Origin of the sequence: Collinsella sp. LCP19S3_C9, from assembly GCF_052121575.1 — a bacterium.
Taxonomy (GTDB): Bacteria; Actinomycetota; Coriobacteriia; order Coriobacteriales; family Coriobacteriaceae; genus Collinsella.
In genome coordinates this window covers 1-20,574 of the sequence record NZ_JBQKDZ010000008.1, presented here as the reverse complement: position 1 = coordinate 20,574, position 20,574 = coordinate 1, and the positions used below count along the sequence as shown (strand labels likewise).

The window sequence follows — 20,574 nt, the reverse complement described above, 5'->3', positions numbered from 1 at the left end:
TTTAATTGTTGGAGGGCTTGTATGTCGTACATGGATCTGGCTCGGTCTCGGTATTCTTGTCGTTTGTTTGAGGATCGTTCTGTTGAGCAGGCTGTGGTGGATACCATTGTTGAGGCTGGACGCATTGCTCCTTCTGCTTGCAATAATCATCCAACCCGTGTGATGGTGTTGGATACGCCTGAGCTTCTGGAAAAGGCAGCTGCTTGTCAGCCTCGGTTTGCTCGTGATGGGTCCATCTTTGGCGCTCCGCTCATCTTCCTCGTTTGCAGCGTTACCAACGATGCTTGGGTGCGTCCCTATGATCAGATGAACTCCAGCGCTATCGACACCTCGATTGTTTGCGATCAGATGATGATGGAGGCCGAGGAACAGGGCCTGGGAACGTGCTGGGTATGCCATTTTAAGCCCGAGCTAGCCCGCGAGCAGTTCAACCTGCCCGAGGGCGTTTATCCCTACCACATGCTCGTCTGCGGCTATCCCGCCGACCATATCGCCGACCCCGAGCATCGCGAGGCCCGCACCATTCCTCTATCCAATTTCCTTCTCAAGTAGTTTTTGGCCCATGCCCTAAAATCTACCTTTTACCGCTCAAACGTTCGCCGAGTTCTGCCCTATCGCACGCAGAGCTCGGCGTTTTGTTTCCCAACCCGTATACAGCTACAAAAAAGGAGCTCGCAAGCGCGAGCTCCTTTTAAGAGCTAGATTGTAGTTTTGGCGCTAGTCCAGGTCGTCCGCGGCAAAGTTGTCAATCGGGGCGAAGGGGTCGGCCACGGGGACAACCGGATCAGCGACAGGCAGCGGCTCGGCGGCAGGCATGGTCACGGCAGGAGAAGCCGCGGAACCGACCGGCGTAGAAGCCAGCAGATCGGCCGGGAAGGAATTCTGAGCATCGTCCATAAAGTGCTGAATGAGCTTGAGATACTCGGCCTTGAACTCCTCGCGGGAAGCCTTCAGACGGTCAATCTCCTCGAGCTCGGCCTGCTTCTCGGTCAGGGCCTGACGGATGACCTCGCGGGCCTTGGCGTCGGCCTCGTTGCGGATGCGGTCAGCATTCTCGTTAGCGTCGTTGACAATCGCCTCGGCGGTCTGCTGAGCCGCAATGAGAGCGGCGGAAATCTGACGCTCCTGAGCGGAGAAATCGGGAGCGGGAGTGGCGACAGGGGCAGCCTGAGCGGCAGAATCCTGGGCCTGCGCAAGCTGAGCCTGCGTATCGGCAAGCTGCTGCTCGGTGGCGGTCAGGCGACCCTTAAGATCAACGATCTTGGCAAGCATAGCGTCGACCTCGGAGGACAGGGTCTCCAGGAAGACGTCGACCTCGGCGGGATCGTAGCCGCGCTTGGCCTCAGAGAAGGTCTGAGCCTGGATGTCAGCAGGGGTAATAGCCATAACAAGTTCTCCTTTATCATCGCCTTGGCGCTAAGCGCCCGACATAGGTTACTGAGCCAGTCCTATACGAGTATACCTATAAGTAGCTGCAGAATGAGCTTCTGCACCAACTGCAACGCAATAATCGCAACGACCGGTGAAAAATCGATACCGCCCATCGGCGGCATAAACCGGCGAAACAGGTTGAGCCAAGGGCCGCAAACGCCGTCGAGCACCGCCGCGATATCCTGTAGCAAACCACCCTGCTTCATGGGAATCCACGTCATAAAGCAGTAGACCACAATCAACGTGGAATAAAAATTAAACAGCGTGTTGACAAGCTGAACGATGGTGTAGATGTTGATGGGAATCTCCTCGTCTTGTCTTTACTTAAGGTAGCCGTCGGCGCGAAGCTTCTTAAGATCCGAATCCTTGACCTCGCAGCCGGCGGGCAGCACCATAAACACGCGGTCGCCCACTTCTTTGACCGAAGCGCCCAGGCCGCAGGCAAAGCCATAGCTAAAGTCCAGGACGCGTTTGGCGACCTCGGTGCGAACGCCCACAAAGATCAGCGCGACAGGCTGCTTGGTACGCACGCGGCGCACGACCGTCTCCACGTCGTCATAACTCTCCGGACGAAGAACGTAGGCCGGCAACTGAGGCGTGGCGTTGATGATATTGCTCGCATAGGCAGAGGCATCGCTCGGCGTTGAAGCAGGAGCGGGCACAGCGGCAGCGCGGACCCGAGCGTTCTCGGCGTAGCTTGACGGCGTGTCATAGGCGCCGGGACGATAACCGCCCGCAGCGGCATCCTGAGAGCGCGAAGGCGGATTGTACGTCGTAGCGTGACGGGAGTCGTCGCCGATCAGTTGACCGGAACGCGTGTACACAGCAACCGACTCAGCCTCTCCGCGGCGTGTCTGCCCCAGCAGTCCATTGCTCGGTTCATCTTGCGTGTAGAAGCCCTCGCCCGAAGCACCGCTGTAGCCGTTGTTCTGATAGCCGTCGTCATAGCCGTCATCGTAACCGTAGTCATCATCCTGGCCATAACCCTGGTCATAACCCTGCTGGCCGCCTAGGTGCATTTTATTTTTAATTTCGTCAAGGAAACCCATGGTTGTGTCCTCTCACGGTCTAATGCAGGCGCTCTGACAATCAGCGCGCACTTCAGGCTCTTATTTTACTTCAAACTCCGGGCTGAATACTACCCTGCCCAGGCGAACAAGCGTCGAGCCTTCCTCAAGGGCAGGCTCAAAGTCCTCGCTCATGCCGCAAGAAAGCTCAGGCAGACACAGATCGGGGTGTGCCGTCTCCAGCTCATCCCTCAACTCACGCAGCCCGGCAAAGGTGCGGCGCGCCACATCCTTATTCCCCCGGGGTGCCATGGTCATAAGCCCCTGCACACAAATTCCCTCAAGTTCCGCAAGCTCGCCAGCCGCGGCACGAACCTCATCGGGCGAAAAGCCGCCCTTGGACTCCTCCCCGCTTACATTGACCTCGATCAGCACATGCTGCGGAGCAGAAAGCTCGCCCGCCTCAATCTTGCGGACGGCACGGCTCGAGATAGCCTGCGCCAAATGAAGCGACCCCACCGAATGAATCAGCTCGGCCGCACCCAGCACCGCATTGATCTTGTTGGTCTGAAGATTACCGATCATATCGAAGCGCACCTCGGGCAGCTCCGGATGCTCCGCCAGCCCCGCAAGCTTGCGAACAAGCTCCTGCGGACGGTTCTCGGCAAAATGACGATACCCTGCCTGGATGGCGGCAACGGTCTCATCGACGCCAACGGTCTTGGAGACGGCAATCAGACGTGCGGCATTGTGTGGACGGCCCACGCGATCGAGTGCGGCATAAAAGCGTTCGAGAATCTGCTCGCGGCGAGCGCGCATCACGTTCAAATAATTATCCATTGCCAATCGCCTCCGCTAACAGCCATACAAGTAGTCCCATGCTAACGCAAGAGCGCGGCCCTGCATGTGCAAGGCCGCGCTCACTTAGGTATTTACAATCTTTCGACGAACGGAGCTACCCTACTCCTCGTCATCCTCGGTATCGTCCTCGTCCTCGAGGTGCTCGAGCAGGTAGCGAAGACCCTCGCTCACCTCGTTAGCGGGTACCTTGGCAACAAAGCGCGCATCGACAGCTGGCCTCATGATGACGCCCTCGCCCGAAGGTACGCGCATGCTCTCGAGCTCATCCTCGTCCGTACGGGCGATATCGCCGGCGTTCATGCGCTGGCCGGTCAAAAGGAAGGTCAGACGGCAGGCGGCATCGATGGAAATCGAGGCGATGCGATCGAGGTAGCGCGAAACCATGATGGCGCGGCGCAGATCGTCATAATTGCTGTCGTCGTCCATAAACTCGCCCGCGTCCATGCGGTTGAAGGTACGGAAGAACTTCTCATAGGCCGCATGCACCGGCTCGTCCTCGACGGCCAAGTTGCAGATGATGGACATGTCGTTGGTGACGAGCGCGGAAAGCGACGAGCCCAGCACCTGGTATACGGCTTCGGCCTCGGCCTCAACCGTACCGACGAGCTCCTGGGGCAGCGAGATATCGGCCTTGACCATATGACGCGTGGCGCGGCAGATCTGGCGAACCTTATCGGTCATGCGCTGCAGGTTAAAGTCGACGTAGATGATTGTCTGCAGCAAGCGGAAGTCGGAGGCGACCGGCGACTGCGTAGCGATCAGGTTGTAGCACACGGCCTCCAGGTTGGCGCAGCGCGCGTCAATCGAAAGCGTGCGCTTCTTGGTCTTGGTGGCGAGCTTGCGGTCGTCGGTCACATAGGCCTTCACGGCGTCGTGAAGAGCCAGGTCTACAGCCTCGTAGATGCTCAACATCTCGTGACGAGCCTCGACGAGCTGACGGGAAAACAGTTTGCGCATGGTTCACTCCAATCAGTTGGGTGCGGTCATGCCGCCCGCACAGTGAATACGCACCGGACCAGGTCCGATCGGCTCGGGACTAGTCGCACCGATCAGCCAAAGCGGCCGGTGATATAGTCTTCCGTCCGCGAATCCACCGGGCTGGTGAAGATCGCGTCGGTTTGACCATACTCGATGAGCGTGGCGGGCTCGCCGGCAACCTCCTGCAAGAAGAAGGCGGTGTAGTCGCTAATGCGGGCTGCCTGCTGCATTGAATGTGTGACGATGATGATCGTCATCTCGGGCGCCAGCTCGGCCATCAGATCCTCGACCTTGGAGACGGACGTGGGGTCGATGGCGGAGCAGGGCTCGTCCATCAGAAGGACATCGGGCTGCACCGCGAGCACACGCGCGATGCACAGACGCTGCTGCTGACCACCCGAGAGCGCCAAACCATCCTTGTTGAGCTGATTGGATACCTCTTTCCAGAGGTTGGCGCGCTTGAGCGATTCTTCCACGATGTCATCGAGGTCGCTTTTGCTAGTCACGCCCTGCAGACGAGGGCCAAAAGCAACATTCTCGTAGATGGATTTAGGGAACGGGTTGGGCTGCTGAAAAATCATGCCCACGCGGCGGCGAAGGTCGACCGGGTCGACGCCCTCGGCATAGATATCGTTGCCGTCGAGCGTCATGGTGCCCTCGACGCGCGTGCCCTCGATAAGGTCGTTCATACGGTTGATACAGCGCAAAAACGTCGATTTGCCGCAGCCCGAAGGGCCGATAAACGAGGTAATGGCGTTTTTGGCGATGTTGAGGTCGAGCCCCGTCAGCGCATGAAAGTCACCGTACCAAAAGTTGAAATCCTTGGCCGTGATGGCCGCTTGCTCCAGCGTGGGAGCGGACTGATAGACGGACATGGGACTCCTTAACTAGCGGCGCTTGCGCGACAGATAACGCGCAAACAGGTTGAAGGCCAGAATAATCGCCATCAGCAAAAGCGCGGTGCCGTAGGCTGCGTTCATGTTGATGCCGTCATTGGCAAGCAGATAAAGGTGAACGGTCATGGGGCGACCGGAATCGAGCGGCGAAATAGGCAGGTTGATGGCCTGGCCCATGGTGTAGAGCACCACGGCGGTCTCGCCGATGGCGCGGCCGATGGCAAGTACGATGCCGGTGGCGATGCGGCCAAAAGCCGAAGGAAGCACGATCTTGGAGACGACCTGCCACTTGGTGGCACCCAGGCCATATGCGCCCCAACGGATATAGCGCGGAACGGCGCGGATTGCCTCCTCGGTGGTACGCATGACAATGGGCAGCATCAGAAGTGCGAGCGCCAGGGCGGCCGAAACCATCGAAAGACCCAGGCCCATGGCCTCGACAAACAAGGCGTAGCCAAAAAGGCCCATAACAATGGAGGGCACCGAGGCCAGGGCATCGGCAGCATAGCGAATGATGTCGACAACCTTGCCCTGCTTGGCATATTCAGCCAGATAGACCGCAGCCAAGACGGCAACCGGCGTGCAGATGAGCATGGCGAGCGCCGTCACGTAGACGGTCGAGACGATAGTGGGCCAAATGCCGCCCTCGGCGTTTACTCCCTGCGGCCAGCCAAAGATAAAGTCGAGCGAGATGTGCGGCAGACCGTTGATAACTACGTAGGCGATGATGGCGACCAGCACCAGCGTGGTGATATAGGCCGCGGCGCGAAACACGCCGAGCATAATCTTGTTGGACAGATCCTTGTTGATGCGGCCCTTCTTACCATGGGAAAGGGCACGCTTGATGCGTTCGCGCGACGAGGTCGTATCGACCGTCGTGTCAACGGAATCGGACATAGCCTACCCCCTCTTCTTCTTGGAAATCAGACGGACGATGCCCACCAATGCGGCGGAAATGATAAACAGGACCACGCCCATGCCAAACAGAGCCGAGCGGTGCAGGCCCGAGGAATAGCTCATGTCGAGCGCGATCTGGCTCGTGAGCGTCGAGATGGGGCTCGAGATGCTGTCCGGGATGACCGGAGCGTTGCCAACGACCATGAGCACGGCCATGGTCTCACCGATGGCACGACCCATGCCCAAGACAATCGCATCGACGATGCCCAACTTGGCTGCAGGCAGCACGACCTTGTAGATGGTCTGCCACTTGGTGGCACCCATGGCATAGGATGCCTCGCGAATGCCCATGGGAATGGAATTGAGGGCATCGATGGTGAGCGTGGTGATGGTGGGAACGATCATGATGGCGAGCACGAGCCACGCTGTCAGCGCACCAAAGCCAAGACCACCGGTCAGCTGCGCGATAAACGGACGGATGATGACCATGCCAAAGAAACCGTAGATGATGGAGGGGATACCCGCCAGCAGGTCGACGGCGGGGCTGATGAGACTGCGCACGCGCTTGCCGGCGATCTCGACCAGATACACGGCCGTGCCCACACCCAGGGGCACACCCATGGCGAGCGCACCGACCGTCACCAGACCAGAGCCCGCCAGCAGCGACATGATGCCGTAGTGGCCCTCGGAGGGCGCCCACGTAAAGCTAAAGAAGTCCGCCAGACCGATGTCGGTAAAGACGGGCAACGCCGAGTACGTGGTAAAGACAAAAATCAGGATGACGGTGACGACCGCCAAGAACGCGCAAGCAAAGAAAATCCACTGCAGCGCCTTCTCTTTGAGATAGGTGCTGCGCGACACCAACGCCAACTCACGCTTTTTGGGCGCCTGAGCCTCTCGCTCAATCTGGGGGGTTTCCTGTGCTTCCATGCTACTCACTCCCCTTTCCGTCGTTGGTGACGGGAATAAAGCCCGCCTCGCGAATCTGCTTGTCCATCTTCTCCGACGTCACATAGTCAATGTAGTCCTGTGCACGCTGCGAAGGCGTACCCTTCACAAAGAAGTAAAGGTCGCGCGAGATGGGGTAGCCGCCACTTGCGACCGTCTTCTCGGATGCCTCGACATGGTTGACCGAAACAGCCTTAACCGAAGTCTTAGCGTTGAGGCTCTCGACAAAACCCAGCGAGATGTAGCCAATGGCACCACGCGAACGGGACACGACATCGCGTACCTGGCCCGTGCCCGAAAGAACGGCAGAGCGACGATCGAACGGCGTGCCGTCCATCACGATGGTACGGAAGGCCTCGCGCGTACCGGACGCCTCATCGCGGTTAATAACCTGAATCTTCAGGTCCTCTCCGCCGACTTCCTTCCAGTTGGTAATCTTACCGGCGTATATGTCGCGAAGCTGCTCGGTCGAGAGGTTGTCGACCGGATTATCGTCGTTCACGATGACTGCGATGCCGTCGTGCGCGATTACAATCGGGGTCAGGCCCAGATTCTGCTCGTCGGCATTGAGGCCACGAGACGAGCTGGCGATGTCAGCCGTGCCGTTGCTGACGGCCTCGATACCGGCAGAAGAGCCAAGGCCAGAGACGAGCACGTCGGTGCCGGTCTCCTCCTTAAAGCCCTCGGCCGCAATCTCGGCAATGGGAAGGCAGGTGGTCGAGCCGGCCACGGTGATAGAAGACGTGGAAGATCCCGAGGAGCAGGCACACAGCGTAAGCGTGAGCACTGCCGCGCTTAGGACCGACGCGATCTTTCTCATAGCATCACGCCGATCGCAGCATGGCGCCCACAGGTGCCGCCCTCGTTGCGGTAGGAATAAAAGCGGTCGTTCTGACGAACGGTGGAGAGCTTGGTATCCACAATGCCGTTCGCTTCGACGCCGGCGTCCATCAGCGCCTCGCGAATGGCGGCGGAAAGATCGAGCATACGAGAAGCGGCAGCATCGATGCACGCGAACTCGGAGGCAAAGCGGTCCATAAGTTCTTGGGACACCTCGTACTCGTCACCCAGGATATGGGGCCCAATATAGGCAGAGATGTCGTCTGGCTTGCAGCCAGCCGCCTCGCAGAGCGCTTGGCACGCCTTGGCGGAAATGCGCGCAATCGTGCCCTTCCAGCCAGAATGCACCACGGCAAAGCCGCCGGGAGCCACCAGCACAACGGGAACACAATCGGCAAAGCAAAGCATCACGGGCACCTCATGCGCCGTGCAGACGAGGGCATCGCAGCCCTCGGCAATCTGCTCGCGAATGTTCTCGAGATCATCGGCGCCGTTCGAGGTCACCGTCACGACATTGTCACCGTGTACCTGATTGGGGACAAGCAGGTTGTGCTCGCACTCGGCAATACCCATGGCCTCGAGTACGCGGCGACGATTTTCTTGAACGGCAAAGGGGTCATCGCCAACATGCGAGCCCAGATTGAGTGAGGAGTACGCATCTTCGGAAACACCGCCAGTGCGTTCGGTGAAGGCAAAGCGGACATCGTGCGTCGCGCCCTCTACCAACGTAACTCCATCATGGTCGACACGCGAAACGTTGTCCGCACGTGCTGCCATACTAAAGCCTCCTAATAACACAGGTATCGCGGCCAAGCCGCAGCAGTCCGTGCCATACGGCTGCCATACTTCTACAAAAGGATACCCGCAGCGGTAGGAACCAAACGTAAGGGGAACGTAAAGAGATTGGAGACTTTCGTTTACAAACGAGAAACAAAACGGGGTGCATCCAAATGGATACACCCCGTGCAGGTCGTTGAGAAAAACGAACTAGAAGCTACCACGCTTAAGGAAGTCGGGAAGCTCAAACTGGTCGTTACCAAAATTGGGAAGCTCCGTACCGCCGACATTGCGGGTCGGGGCAGACTGAGCCGAGCTTGCAGCGGGAGCGGTACGCTGAGGCTCGACAACGGAAGCCTTGCTCTGGGACTGCTGGGCAGCGAAGAGCTCGTCCTGACGGTTGACATTAGAGTCGGAGAAGCCCGTAGCGATAACGGTGATGCGCACCTGATCGCCCAGGGACTCGTCGACAACGGTACCGAAGATGATGTTGGCCTCGGGATCGACGGCGTTGGCGACAACGTCGGCAGCGTCGCTGATCTCTTGGATGCCCAGATCCTTGGAGCCTGCGATGGAGAGCAGGACGCGCGTAGCACCATCGATAGAGCTCTCGAGCAGCGGGCTGGAAATAGCCTGCTGGGCGGCGTCGACGGCACGGGTGTCCCCAGAAGAAGTACCGATACCCATCATGGCGGTGCCGGCCTGCTTCATGATGGTCTTAACATCAGCGAAGTCCAGGTTGATGATGCCCGGGACGGTGATGAGGTCGGTGATGCCCTGGGTGCCCTGGGAAAGGACGCCATCGGCAATCGCGAAGGCCTCGAGCATGGTGGTCTTCTTCTCGGCGATGTCGAGCAGCTTGTCGTTAGGGATAACGATCATGGTGTCGACGCAATCGGAAAGGGTCTTAATGCCCTCTTCGGCGCTCTTCTTACGCTTGCGGCCCTCGAAGGTGAAGGGCTTGGTCACGACGGCGACGGTCAGCGCACCGACCTCGTTCATCGCGATATCGGCAACGATGGGAGCGGCGCCGGTGCCGGTGCCACCGCCCTCACCGCAGGTGATGAACACCATGTCGGCGCCAGCGAGCGCCTCGGCGATGTCATCGCGGGACTCATCGGCAGCCTTGCGACCAACCTCGGGGTTGGCGCCAGCGCCCAGGCCGCGGGTAAGGTCGGTGCCGATGTGGACCTTGATATCGGCATCAGAGATCGCGAGCGCCTGAGCATCGGTGTTGATGGCAACAAACTCGACGCCACGAATGCCCTCTTCGATCATTCGATTGACCGCGTTGGTACCGCCGCCGCCGACGCCGACCACCTTAATGACGGCAAGGTAGTTGTTGATCTCTGTCTCGTGCATGTCGGTCCTCCGAACAAAGGTTATAGCCATAGCATGGGTTGACCCCTGCGCACATTAACCTTCAGGTTGAAAGTAAATGCAAAGGTAAACCGTATTATGTTTGCACATTATGAACGTATCAGTCAAATAATTGACCGTGAAAACCAAACAAACCAGATAAACGGCGTGGTATGGCCCCTCAACAAAGCCACGCACCGACGCTAAGCGGTCGGTGCGTTTCTAAACGTATAGTTGCCGGGAGACCGAACGTTGATGTAGGTTACGCCCTCTACCTGCGACAGAAGCTTGGTCACGACGCGTTCCTTCTTGGCGATATCATCAGAATCGCCCAGCGAGACCTCAACGCCATTATCAAGATTCGCCGAGATGGCCTCGACCGAAGGTATAGAAATATCCTTGATCTGCGCCAAGAATTCGCCGGAAAAACCACGCACGTAATCCAGGCCCGCTTTAACGGCCTTGGAAGAAACAGCCCGCCCCGAAACCGGCTCGACATCAGCCGAGACATCGGTAAGCAGCACGGCCCCGTAGTGCTTGGCCAGCGCCAACGCAGCATCGATGCCGCTCAATGTGTTGGCGCCCTCACCCGAAGTGACGACATTTCCCTGGTCGTCCACCTCCACAGAGGTCGAAAGCGGTGCGATCCAGGTGTCATCGTCGCCGATGGCCCAGGCAAGATCGTCGGAACTTATATAAGCGATCGCGGTGACCTTGCGCTCCGTCGGCGTAATGACGAGCGTGTGGGGAAACTGCCGTTGAACGTCCACGCCCGAAACCCACGGGTTCTGCTTGAGATCTTCGGTAATCTGGTCGGGATTTACGTTGAAGAGCGATGTGTTCTCGGGCAGACTGATCAGCTGCATGGCATCGTGCTTGGTCACATGCTCGCTGCCCTCGATCTGAATATCGGTAGCGGCAAACAGGCCGGAATTGATAACGACGATGGCAACGACGGCAAGCACGGCCACAGCCGCCAAGATACCGCCCACGATTTTGCCCTTGCCCTTAACGGCAGAGGCGGCCTCGGACGTCTTACTCGCCATGGCGCCAAGCGACGACAGCGGATTGATACCCTTATTGGTCGCAGGTGCCTTAGTGGCGGGCACCGACGTCAACGAGCGCGGCTTGGCAGCGCCCAACGCACGACCGGGATGCGTCGCTTTAGCCCCCAGCGAGGGCTTGGGCGTCACTATGGGGCGAGAGGGCTTGGCACCCATCGCCGACTTAGGCGTCACCGAGGGGCGCGGAGCCGGGTGAACCGTCTTTTTTGCGGCAGGGCGTCCACCAAGTTGCGAGCCGACGACCGGACGTTTGGCGGACCGTACGGATCCAGCGGGCTTGGAGGACACAGGGGGCTTGCGTTGAGGCTGGACGGGTGCGCCGGAACGCCCTCCGGCGCGGCGGAAGGTAGGTTTCGATGCTCTAGAAGCCGAGGAATTTGACTTCCGGTCTGAGCTCGATGCCATACGCCTCCCTCACCTTTCCGTGCACATGCCTGATAACCGCGGCCACGTCATCGGCCGAGGCGGTACCGTTATTAACGATAAAATTAGCGTGTACGGGCGAAACTTCCGCACCGCCAACCGAAAAACCCTTTAATCCACAATCCTCAATCAGCTTGCCAACGCTCGCGTCGGGTGGATTGCGAAAGACCGACCCGCAAGAAGCGCGACCCATGGGCTGCGTGCGTTTGCGCCTCGTCAGGTACCGCTCCATACGCTCGCGAATGTCGGCCTTAGGCGCAGGCTTGAGCTTAAGCACGCACTCGAGAATAATCTCGTTACGCGGCAGGCTGCACTCACGGTAGCCCCAGGCAATCTCGGACCCCGCATAATGCTTAATGCCGGATGCCGGGTCAAACGTGACCACATCCTCGACAAGCGAACCTATCCACTCGGTACGCGTACCGGCGTTCATAGATACGGCGCCGCCGACCGAGCCGGGGATGCCAACCGCAAACTCAAGGCCCGAAAGCCCGCGCGACAGGGCATCGTTGACCAAACGTGCGAACATAACGCCCGCGCCAACGGTCAGCGTGCAACCGTCCTCGGCAACAACGGTGCGCTGAAACTCACGCCCCAGCGAAATGACGGCGCCGCGATAGCCCGCATCGGCAACGAGCAGATTAGATCCCTTGCCGATAATGACCCACGGCACCTGCTCACGGTCGAGTACTGCCACGGCACGACGAAGGGCATGATAGCTATGGCACGTCACGAAGAGGTCGGCCTTGCCGCCGATACGATAACTCGTATGACGCGCAAGGCGTTCATCCTCGACTACATCCGTGTCGATCATGCCCGAAAGCGCCATGACGGCGTTAAACAGACCCATAGGGGCTAAGCGTCTTTCTTGGCAGTCAGATACTCGATGAACTCGGGGCCAACGGTCGTAACGTCGCCGGCGCCCATAGTAAGCAGCAGATCGCCCTCACCTACCATCTTATCGAGCTCACGATTGAGCTCGAGACGGCTGGAGCAGTACACGACCTCCTTGCCAGGGTGCTTGGCGCGCACAGTATCAGCGAGCATCTTGGAGGTTACGCCCGGAATCGGCATCTCGCCGGCAGAGAACACATCGATGAGCAGCAGCTTATCGGCATTGGCGAAGGCATCGGCAAAGTCATCGCACAGCGCCTGCAAACGCGAATAGCGGTGCGGCTGGAACACGACGTCAACATGCTTATAGCCCAGCGACGAGGCGGCGGCAAGCGTCGCCTTGATCTCGGTGGGATGATGGCCGTAGTCATCGACCACGGTGATGCCGTCAATATCGCCCACATGGGTAAAGCGGCGGCGGACGCCCTCAAAGCTCGAAAGCGCCTCGGCTGCGGCGTCGACGTCGAGACCCAGGACATGGGCAACGGTTAGCACTGCCGTGGCGTTGAGCATGTTGTGACGACCGGGGTTGCTCTTGATCTCGACAGCATGCTCGGTCCCATCCTCAAAGCGAACGATAAAGTCGCTCTGAATGCCCTTGACATCCGGATGCACGCAGACGACGTCGTTGGTTTCGGCAAAGCCATAGGAAAGCACGTGGCGACCCGTCGACTTGGCGAGTTCGACCAGATGCGGGTCCTCACCGCAAACGATGACGGTACCGCTCTCTCCAACCAGGCCCATAAACTTGGCAAAGGTGGCCTCGATCTCCTCGATGCCCGAGTAGTGGTCGAGATGGTCGGCCTCGACGTTGGTCACGATGACCACGTTGGGGTTCAGGAACAGGAACGAGCTGTCAGACTCATCGGCCTCGGCGACAAAGTAGTCACCCGAGCCGTTCTTTCCGTTGGTATCGTAACCCTCGACGATACCGCCGATCAAAAAGCTGGGATCCAGACCCATGCGGTCGAGCATGGTGGCACACATCGAGGACGTCGTGGTCTTGCCGTGCGTGCCGGCAACAGCGATGGTGGTGTAGCCGTGGCCCAGAGCCGAGAGCATCTTGGCGCGGGGCCACACAGGAATACCGAGCTCGCGAGCACGCACAAGCTCGGGGTTGGACTCGGGAATAGCGGTAGAGACCACGACCACGTCGGGCTTGACCTCATCGATCGTGGCGGCCTCGTGGCCCACATGAACCTTCACGCCAGCACGGGTAAGCTGACGAATGTAGCGCGAGGTCTTAAGGTCGGAACCGGTAACGGCATAGCCACGCTCGTGCAAAACGAGAGCGATGCCGCTCATGCCGGCGCCACCGATACCGATAAAGTGGGCGCTCTTGAACTCGGGCGCGGAGGTTGCAGTCTGGGAATCAGCCATGTGCTCGTGTACTCCTTGCGTAAACACTGCCTGTAACCCGTTAACTGTACCGCACCTACCTCATCCGCGCGAGCGCAAGCTCGATATCCCGTCTAACTAACGCAAACCCTCTACCGCATCGGCCAAAAGTGCGGCGGCGCGGTCCTGAGCCAACCCGCGCGCCGCCTGACGCATGGCATCGCGCGCTGCGGCGTCATCGACCAGATGCAGCAGCTCCTCGGCAAACGCCGGAGCATCGATATCGGCATCGGCACAAAGCACGCCGGCACCGGCATCGACCAGATAACGCGCATTGGTCGTCTGGTGGTCGGCCGTGGCATGCGGATACGGCACGAGCACCGAAGGCACGGCGAGGGCGGCAATCTCGGCCACGCTCGAGGCGCCGGAGCGCGAGAGCACCAGGTCAGCTGCAGCTAGCATGTCGCCCATGTCGTCAATGTAGGGCTGGACGCGATAGCGCTTCATCTCATCGGACGTCAGCGCCAAAGCGCGCTCGGTGTCCTCAAAGCCGTCGGCTCCCGTCGAATGCAAAATGTAGAGATTCTCGCGGGTCAGCAGCTCGCCCTTGAGCGAGGCTACTCGCTCGTTGAGATGCTGGGCACCGAGTGAACCGCCAAAGACGAGCAGCAGCGTCGCATCCTCGGGCACGCCAAGTGCCTCGCGGCCGCGGGCGCGATCGCCCTCAATGACCGAGCGGCGCACCGGATTACCGGTCATAAGCACATGCTCGGGGTCGCCCTCGCGCTCAAAGACAGAGCGCGCAGCCGGCACCGAGATACACACGCGGGCGGCATGGGAACTCATCATCTTATTGGCCAGACCCGGAACAGAGTTCTGCTCGTGCAGCAGGTACGGAACGCCCGCGTCCTTGCACCAGCCCAGCAGCGGGACCTCGACGTAGGCACCAAAACCGATAGCCGCATCGGGCTTGCCAACCTTTGAGAAATGGCTGGCGAGCGAGCGCTTGGCCTTATTGACGCGCCACAGCGAGCTCAGCGCGGTCCAAGGACGGGAACGGTCGAAGCCCGTGACCGTGATAGGTACAAAATCGAACCCGGCCTCGGGAACCAAACGACCCTCGAGCTTGTGCGACTGGCCCACGAACACAACATGATGTCCGCGGTCGCGCAACTCCTCAGCCAAGGCAAGCGCAGGGTTGATATGTCCCGCCGTGCCGCCGGCTGCGATAGCAACGGTCATCTTATCGGTCATGAAAATCCCTTCGTACGCGCGGTCCCTGATCGTCGGTGCGCAGACGCGCCGATGGGTCCGAATTCAAATTGATTCGATTATATCCGCCGCCCGAGCTTCGGGGGTTCGGGCGTTGGGGACGCCCCTGCGGAGCCGTTCGCGGGCGCGGACGAGCCGACGGCTCGGACGCAGAGCCATCCAAGACGGTAAAACCGTTGCGCGAAGGGCGATCGCCGCGCACATGGGGCACGCCGGCGGTGCTCTCGTCCATAACGGCAAAGCTCTCGCGGCGACGGTCGTACTCATCACGACGGGCGCTCTCGTGCGAGACGCGCAAGATCAGCCCCGCAAGCATAAGCGATACGATAATCGACGAACCGCCGTAGCTGATAAACGGCAGCGGCTTACCCGTCATGGGAAACACGTTGAGGATGCCCAGCGCATTGATCAAAAACTGTACCGCGAGAATGACTGCGGAACCCGATGCCATGAGCGCTCCGCGACGGTCCGCAGCCTGTTCGGCAATGCGAAACGCTGAGTAAATCAGCATCGCAAAGACCAGGAAGAGCAGCACGGTCCCGACAAAACCGACCTCCTCGCCGATAATGGCCAGAATATAGTCGTTGTGTGCCTCGGGCAGATACGAATACTTCATGGTGGAGTTACCGATGCCGCGGCCGAACAAGCCGCCCGAAGCAAACGCCATGATGGCAAGCGTTGCCTGATAGCCATCGCCATACTCGTCGGCCCAAGGGTTCAGGGCAACCTGAACACGCACCATGCGGTACGGCTCTGCAACAAGCGCAAACACACTCATGACAATGACGAGAATGATCACGCCGATGATAAACTTGGGGTCTAGGCCCGCAAATAACGCCATACACATGAGGGTCAGCGAGATGATCAAGACGGTGCCATAATCGGGCTGGATAAAGATCAAAAAGAGCGAAATGCCCAAGTAGACGACCATCTTACGAAGGAACTCGTTGATGTTGCCACCGGGCGAAAAGAAACGGTCGAGTATGATGGCCGAATACGCGATGGCAAACGGCTTTAAAAACTCAGACGGCTGGAACTGAATACCGGCGATGTTGAGCCAGCGCGTGGCGCCACGGCTGCCACTGCCGACAAGAAATACCGCAAACAGCAAGAGAATCATGCCGATAAGGAAGATCCTAAGTACATTTTCCCCAAACCAGCTGTCCGGCAAGACGCGAACGATCGCAACCATGGCAAGCACGCCAACCCCGGCAAAGGTAGCCTGTCGAACCAGGAAAAACGTCGCCGAGCCGTTCTCGTGCAATGCCTCGACCGATGACGCCGAGTACACCATCAGCAGACCAAAGCACACTAAAGTAAACAGGCACGCCATGAATATCAAACGAGGGCGCATGATGCGGGCGGGGACGCCGGCAATATAGCGTTCGCTGAGCGTCTGCCCGCTGCGACCGGAACGCGGCGTACTGCGCTGCGAGGAAGCACGGTCCGAGTCGGGCCTCCTCATACCTTGTCGGGGGCTCTCCTCTCTCACCGGCGGCCCCTATTCCATTTGCGATTTCGCTGCGGCGGCAAGCTGGGCCACGTAGTCCTTAAACACGCGGCCGCGCTCCTCGTAGCCCGAGAACTCATCGAACGAAGAACAGGCGGGAGAAAGCAGGATCACGTCGCCTCGGCTCGACAGCGAACGGGCAACGTCGACGGCGTCGCGCAGGTCGTCAGCCTGAGCGATATCAACGTCACCATCGACATCGGCCTCGTCCATAGCGGCGGTAAAGCGCTCGCGCGCATCGCCAAAGCAGACGACCGATCGCACGTTGTCCATGACAACGCGGGCGAAGGACTCGAGTGGCGTGCCCTTATCGTGACCACCGAGCAGCAAGATCACGTCGTCGTCGGGAAACGCCGTCAGGGCCTTTTCGACCGCATCGGTGTTCGTTGCCTTGGAATCGTTGACGAAGCGCACGCCATCGATCTCGCCACAGGGCTCAACGCGGTGCTCCAGCGGCTGGAATGAGGCCAGGCCGCGACACACACCGTCGACATCGGCACCGACGGCCAGGGCAGCCGTGGCAGCGCACAGGGCATTGATGACATTGTGATGTCCGGAGATTTTGAGCTCGGACGTGGCGATGAGCGGGGTCTCGACGCCCTTCAGGCGAATGACCATCTTGTCATCGCGCACAAATGCGGCGTCCTCGCCCGCAGGCTCGTCAAAGGCGACCTTGCAGATGCGACGACCCGGCGTGTAGACATACTCATCGAATTCATGGATACCGGCATCCTCGACGTCGATAACCACAAGGTCATCATCGACCATATTCTCGAAGAGCTTAATCTTGGCGAGCGCATAGTTCTTATGGCTCTTGTGCCAGCCCAGATGGTCGGGGGTGATGTTGAGCAGCACCGCCACACGGGGGTGAAGCTCCTGGGTCGTTGCGATCTGATAGCTCGAAAGCTCAGCTACAAACCACTCGTTATGCGCGCGGTCGTCGATTTCGTTCACCGGAGGCTCACCGATATTACCGACAGCAACGCTCGCCTCGCCCGCTGCCTTAAGCAGGTAGTCGGTCAGCGACGTGGTGGTTGTCTTGCCGTTGGTGCCCGTAATGGCGATCCAATTTTTGGGAGACAGGCGGTAGGCAAACTCGGGCTCGCCCATGATCTGGGCAGCGTGATCGCGGCCAGCCTTAAAGAATGCCGAGAACTCCGAGATGCCCGGACACGTCACGCATACATCAAACGCGCCCTCGACCTGCTCGGTTCCGTAGACAAACGATACCCCGCGCGCCTCGAGCGAGCGCGTGGCATCATTGGGCTCGGACGTGCCGCCGCCGTACACGGTAACGGTACTCACGCGCTCGGGGTGCGCAAGCGCCCAGCGAGCGACATCTAGACCGGACTTACCCTGGCCCAAGACGAGCAGGCTAAAGGAATCTGCAAGAGGCATGAAAAACCACTATCCCAACTGGAAAAACAGGGCAAGGCCCAGAGCGCCAAAAGCGGCAGCGACAATCCAAAAACGGATGACGACCTTAGTCTCGGCCCATCCCTTCTTCTCGAAATGATGATGAATGGGCGCCATAAGGAAGACGCGCTTATGCGTAAAGTGGAAGTAGACGACCTGAATCATGACCGACAGGGTCTCGACGATAAACAGGCCGCCGATGATGAGCGAGACGACCTCGGTGTTGGTCATAATGGACGTGCAGGCAAAGGCCGCACCCAAGGCAAGAGAGCCGGTATCACCCATAAAGATGCTCGCCGGATAGCAGTTGAACCAAAGGAAGCCCAGGCAAGCACCAGCACATGCGGTACAGAAGATAGACAGGTTTACGTCACCGTGCAAAAACGCCATGGCAGCCATGGCAAGCATGGCAATCATGGAGGTGCCACCGGCAAGGCCGTCAAGGCCATCGGTCAGGTTCACGGCATTAGAAAGACCGGCGATCATCAGCCAGCAAAAGACGATGTAGAGCCACGGAAAGGTAAGGCCACCAATGGTGGTCGAGAAGATACCGAGGTCAATCGTCAGACCGCCGGGAAAACGAATCTCGGGGGCAACGCCGCACCAGCTGACGGCAAGCACGGTAAACGTGACGCAGATAATGGTGAGACCAATCATCTTGGCGTGGGGCGTCAGGCCGAGCGAACGACCGTGCGTGACAGAGGTCAAATCATCAATAAGGCCCAGAACGCCGGTTGCAAGCGTGGCAAGCAGCACGAGCACAAGCTCGGTGGTGAGCTTGCCCATCAAAAGGCACGTCAGCGAAACGGCTACGAGAATGACAACGCCGCCCATGGTGGGCGTGCCCTGCTTAATCAGGTGGCGTTTGGGTCCATCGGCGCGGACCTGCTGGCCGATACCCTCGACCTTAAGAAGCTTGATCCACCACGGCATGAGCAGCAGCGCAATGGCGGCGGCGATGCCAAGTCCCAAAAAGGCCTGGTATGTAGGATACGCGGGGTTCCCGAACATGGGCTAGCACACACCTTCCACAAAGCGGTCGAGCTCGACAAAGCGAGAGCCCTTGACCAGCACAACGTCATGTTTCTCAAGTGCGCCGGCCATACGGTCGAGCACCTGCTGATAATCGGAGAACACCTGGATGCGGTCCTCGTCCATGCCCATCATGCGCGCGGCTTCGGCCATACGAGCGGCCAGCTCACCGCCCACGCACGCCAGCATATCGAGCTTCTTAGCCGCGGCATAGGCGCCCACCAGCTCATGCATGCGGGGGGCCTCGTCGCCCATTTCGCCCATCTCGCCCAGAATCGCCATTCGAGAGCCGGAACACGAAAGCGAGCACAGCAGGTCAAGGCCAGCAGCCATGGATTCGGCGCTGGCGTTATACGAGTCGTCGATAATGCGGGCACCGCTCTTGGCGTGTTTGATCTCCTGACGATGACCGGTAATCGCGATACCCCTAAAGGCAGCGTCGATCTGCTCGGGGGTCACACCCAAACGATAGGCAACTGCGGCGGCCTTAACGGCATTGGGAACGGACTGGACGCCGGGAATGGCGAGCATGGTGTCAACGGACTCACCCATGCCAAAGTCAAGCGTAAAGACCGGGCGGCCCTCGTCATCAATGTGAATGCCGCGGGCGCAAACCTCATCAACATCTGAAACACCCGCCAGCATCACGTCGATACCCGCGGGCTCGGCAAACGTCTCACGAATGAACGGGGTGAAGTCGTCTTCGCCGCCCAAAACCAGCAACGGGAGAAGGTCGTCGGCGGCACACATGCCCCCAACAATCTCGGACTTAGCGCGGGCGATATTCTCGCGACTTCCCAGGATTCCAATATGAGAGGTGCCGATCTTGGTCACGATGGCAAGGTTGGGATTGGCGGACCGAGAAAGGCGCTCGATCTCGTGAAAATGGTTCATACCCATCTCGAGAACCAGCACCTCGGTGTCGGCAGGAGCGGCCAAAACCGTGAGCGGCATACCGATCAGATTGTTGAAATTACCCTTGGTGGCCCAAACGCGATAGCGCTTGGCAAGCACTGCCGCAAGGACATCCTTGGTCGTCGTCTTACCGATAGAGCCGGTAATGCCAACCACGAGGCAGCCAAGCTGCGTGCGATAGGCATGTGCCAGGCGCAGCAAAAATTCCTCGGGATCATCGGTGTGTAGGATGGCGCAGCCCTTACGCTGAGCCAGCGATACAAGCTCGGCGTTGGGCTCGCGCGTCATCACAACAGCACCGGCGCCCGATTCCATGGCGCGGGAAGCAAAATCGTTGCCGTCGACTTTTTCACCCGGAAAGGCAACAAAAATCGTGCCTTCCTCAACCTGGCGCGAGTCGATAACGCACCCACGGCATACCCGATCGGCTTCTCCCGTCACGGTCCGGGCCCCTGTTGCGGCCGCGAGGTTGTTGACGGCGATCTCTATCATTGCAGCTCCCCTGTAAACCTAATAATGCTATCGGCGTATTGTATCCCAGCGCCGCGCATGCGTGGTGCAGGGCATGTGAACACCCTCCAGATTAATCGACAGCCCTTTTCAGGACTCTCCGTTAGACCAGCGTTGACGTAATAATGTCCCGTCCCCGCCCTAAGATGAATGTCGCCAAACATCAACATCGAAGAGACGGGGACGGGATGCTGGACATCATACTC

The 20,574-nt window shown here is 59.2% G+C and carries 20 protein-coding genes; 1 reads left to right on the top strand and 19 read right to left on the bottom strand.

The genetic code is table 11. From position 1 onward, the window contains the following. Window positions 1–21 precede the first annotated feature (21 nt). On the top strand, window positions 22–552 hold the full coding sequence (locus ACTQXI_RS05070; protein ID WP_154515272.1) for a nitroreductase family protein: 531 nt from the start codon (window positions 22–24) through the stop codon (window positions 550–552). Window positions 553–717: 165 nt separating this feature from the next. Here ACTQXI_RS05070 and ACTQXI_RS05065 read toward each other — a convergent pair whose 3' ends face one another. From ACTQXI_RS05065 to ACTQXI_RS04975, 19 genes are all read right to left on the bottom strand, one after another. Beyond that, window positions 718–1,386: a DivIVA domain-containing protein gene (locus tag ACTQXI_RS05065; RefSeq protein ID WP_154515270.1), complete on the bottom strand. Its 669-nt coding sequence runs from the start codon at window positions 1,384–1,386 to the stop codon at window positions 718–720. 62 nt (window positions 1,387–1,448) lie between these two features. Then, window positions 1,449–1,694, bottom strand: coding sequence for a YggT family protein (locus ACTQXI_RS05060; protein WP_427719264.1), 246 nt, complete (start codon window positions 1,692–1,694; stop codon window positions 1,449–1,451). Window positions 1,695–1,751: 57 nt separating this feature from the next. After that, window positions 1,752–2,480 carry a cell division protein SepF gene (gene sepF / locus ACTQXI_RS05055; RefSeq protein ID WP_154515266.1) on the bottom strand — a complete coding sequence of 243 codons (729 nt, stop codon included), beginning with the start codon at window positions 2,478–2,480 and terminating at the stop codon, window positions 1,752–1,754. Between the two features lie 60 nt (window positions 2,481–2,540). Continuing rightward, window positions 2,541–3,278 (bottom strand): YggS family pyridoxal phosphate-dependent enzyme, encoded by a 738-nt coding sequence (locus tag ACTQXI_RS05050; protein WP_441048621.1) that lies wholly within the window; start codon window positions 3,276–3,278, stop codon window positions 2,541–2,543. 120 nt (window positions 3,279–3,398) lie between these two features. Beyond that, entirely contained in the window at window positions 3,399–4,256 is an 858-nt protein-coding gene (locus tag ACTQXI_RS05045; RefSeq protein WP_427719211.1) for a phosphate signaling complex PhoU family protein, read from the bottom strand. 92 nt (window positions 4,257–4,348) lie between these two features. Continuing rightward, complete coding sequence (gene pstB / locus ACTQXI_RS05040; RefSeq protein WP_089571588.1) at window positions 4,349–5,152, bottom strand: phosphate ABC transporter ATP-binding protein PstB; 804 nt, start codon at window positions 5,150–5,152, stop codon at window positions 4,349–4,351. A gap of 12 nt (window positions 5,153–5,164) precedes the next feature. After that, a complete protein-coding gene (gene pstA, locus ACTQXI_RS05035) occupies window positions 5,165–6,070 on the bottom strand; it encodes a phosphate ABC transporter permease PstA (RefSeq protein WP_427727613.1) in 906 nt (301 codons plus the stop codon). 3 nt (window positions 6,071–6,073) lie between these two features. Further along, a complete protein-coding gene (pstC, locus tag ACTQXI_RS05030) occupies window positions 6,074–7,000 on the bottom strand; it encodes a phosphate ABC transporter permease subunit PstC (RefSeq protein ID WP_441033191.1) in 927 nt (308 codons plus the stop codon). 1 nt (window position 7,001) lies between these two features. Beyond that, complete coding sequence (locus tag ACTQXI_RS05025) at window positions 7,002–7,838, bottom strand: phosphate ABC transporter substrate-binding protein (protein ID WP_154515256.1); 837 nt, start codon at window positions 7,836–7,838, stop codon at window positions 7,002–7,004. Continuing rightward, the gene (locus tag ACTQXI_RS05020) at window positions 7,835–8,635 is read right to left on the bottom strand and encodes a polyphenol oxidase family protein (protein WP_154515254.1); all 801 of its coding nucleotides are present in this window, start codon (window positions 8,633–8,635) and stop codon (window positions 7,835–7,837) included. The genes ACTQXI_RS05025 and ACTQXI_RS05020 overlap by 4 nt, the downstream gene beginning before the upstream one ends. Window positions 8,636–8,845: 210 nt before the next feature. Further along, window positions 8,846–9,997, bottom strand: coding sequence for a cell division protein FtsZ (gene ftsZ, locus ACTQXI_RS05015; protein ID WP_427719199.1), 1,152 nt, complete (start codon window positions 9,995–9,997; stop codon window positions 8,846–8,848). Window positions 9,998–10,197: 200 nt separating this feature from the next. After that, a complete protein-coding gene (locus ACTQXI_RS05010) occupies window positions 10,198–11,232 on the bottom strand; it encodes a cell division protein FtsQ/DivIB (protein WP_441548404.1) in 1,035 nt (344 codons plus the stop codon). A 187-nt stretch (window positions 11,233–11,419) separates the two neighbouring features. Further along, window positions 11,420–12,331, bottom strand: coding sequence for a UDP-N-acetylmuramate dehydrogenase (murB, locus tag ACTQXI_RS05005; protein ID WP_154515248.1), 912 nt, complete (start codon window positions 12,329–12,331; stop codon window positions 11,420–11,422). Window positions 12,332–12,336: 5 nt separating this feature from the next. After that, window positions 12,337–13,755 (bottom strand): UDP-N-acetylmuramate--L-alanine ligase, encoded by a 1,419-nt coding sequence (gene murC / locus ACTQXI_RS05000; RefSeq protein WP_441048619.1) that lies wholly within the window; start codon window positions 13,753–13,755, stop codon window positions 12,337–12,339. A gap of 96 nt (window positions 13,756–13,851) precedes the next feature. Beyond that, window positions 13,852–14,967, bottom strand: a complete 1,116-nt coding sequence (gene murG / locus ACTQXI_RS04995) for an undecaprenyldiphospho-muramoylpentapeptide beta-N-acetylglucosaminyltransferase (protein ID WP_441048618.1) — start codon at window positions 14,965–14,967, stop codon at window positions 13,852–13,854. Continuing rightward, window positions 14,957–16,450, bottom strand: a complete 1,494-nt coding sequence (gene ftsW, locus ACTQXI_RS04990) for a putative lipid II flippase FtsW (RefSeq protein ID WP_441048617.1) — start codon at window positions 16,448–16,450, stop codon at window positions 14,957–14,959. The genes murG and ftsW overlap by 11 nt, the downstream gene beginning before the upstream one ends. A 36-nt stretch (window positions 16,451–16,486) precedes the next feature. Continuing rightward, entirely contained in the window at window positions 16,487–17,893 is a 1,407-nt protein-coding gene (murD, locus tag ACTQXI_RS04985; RefSeq protein ID WP_441048616.1) for a UDP-N-acetylmuramoyl-L-alanine--D-glutamate ligase, read from the bottom strand. Between the two features lie 9 nt (window positions 17,894–17,902). Beyond that, window positions 17,903–18,922, bottom strand: a complete 1,020-nt coding sequence (gene mraY, locus ACTQXI_RS04980) for a phospho-N-acetylmuramoyl-pentapeptide-transferase (RefSeq protein WP_154515238.1) — start codon at window positions 18,920–18,922, stop codon at window positions 17,903–17,905. Window positions 18,923–18,925: 3 nt separating this feature from the next. After that, on the bottom strand, window positions 18,926–20,350 hold the full coding sequence (locus tag ACTQXI_RS04975; RefSeq protein ID WP_441048615.1) for a UDP-N-acetylmuramoyl-tripeptide--D-alanyl-D-alanine ligase: 1,425 nt from the start codon (window positions 20,348–20,350) through the stop codon (window positions 18,926–18,928). Window positions 20,351–20,574 lie beyond the last annotated feature (224 nt).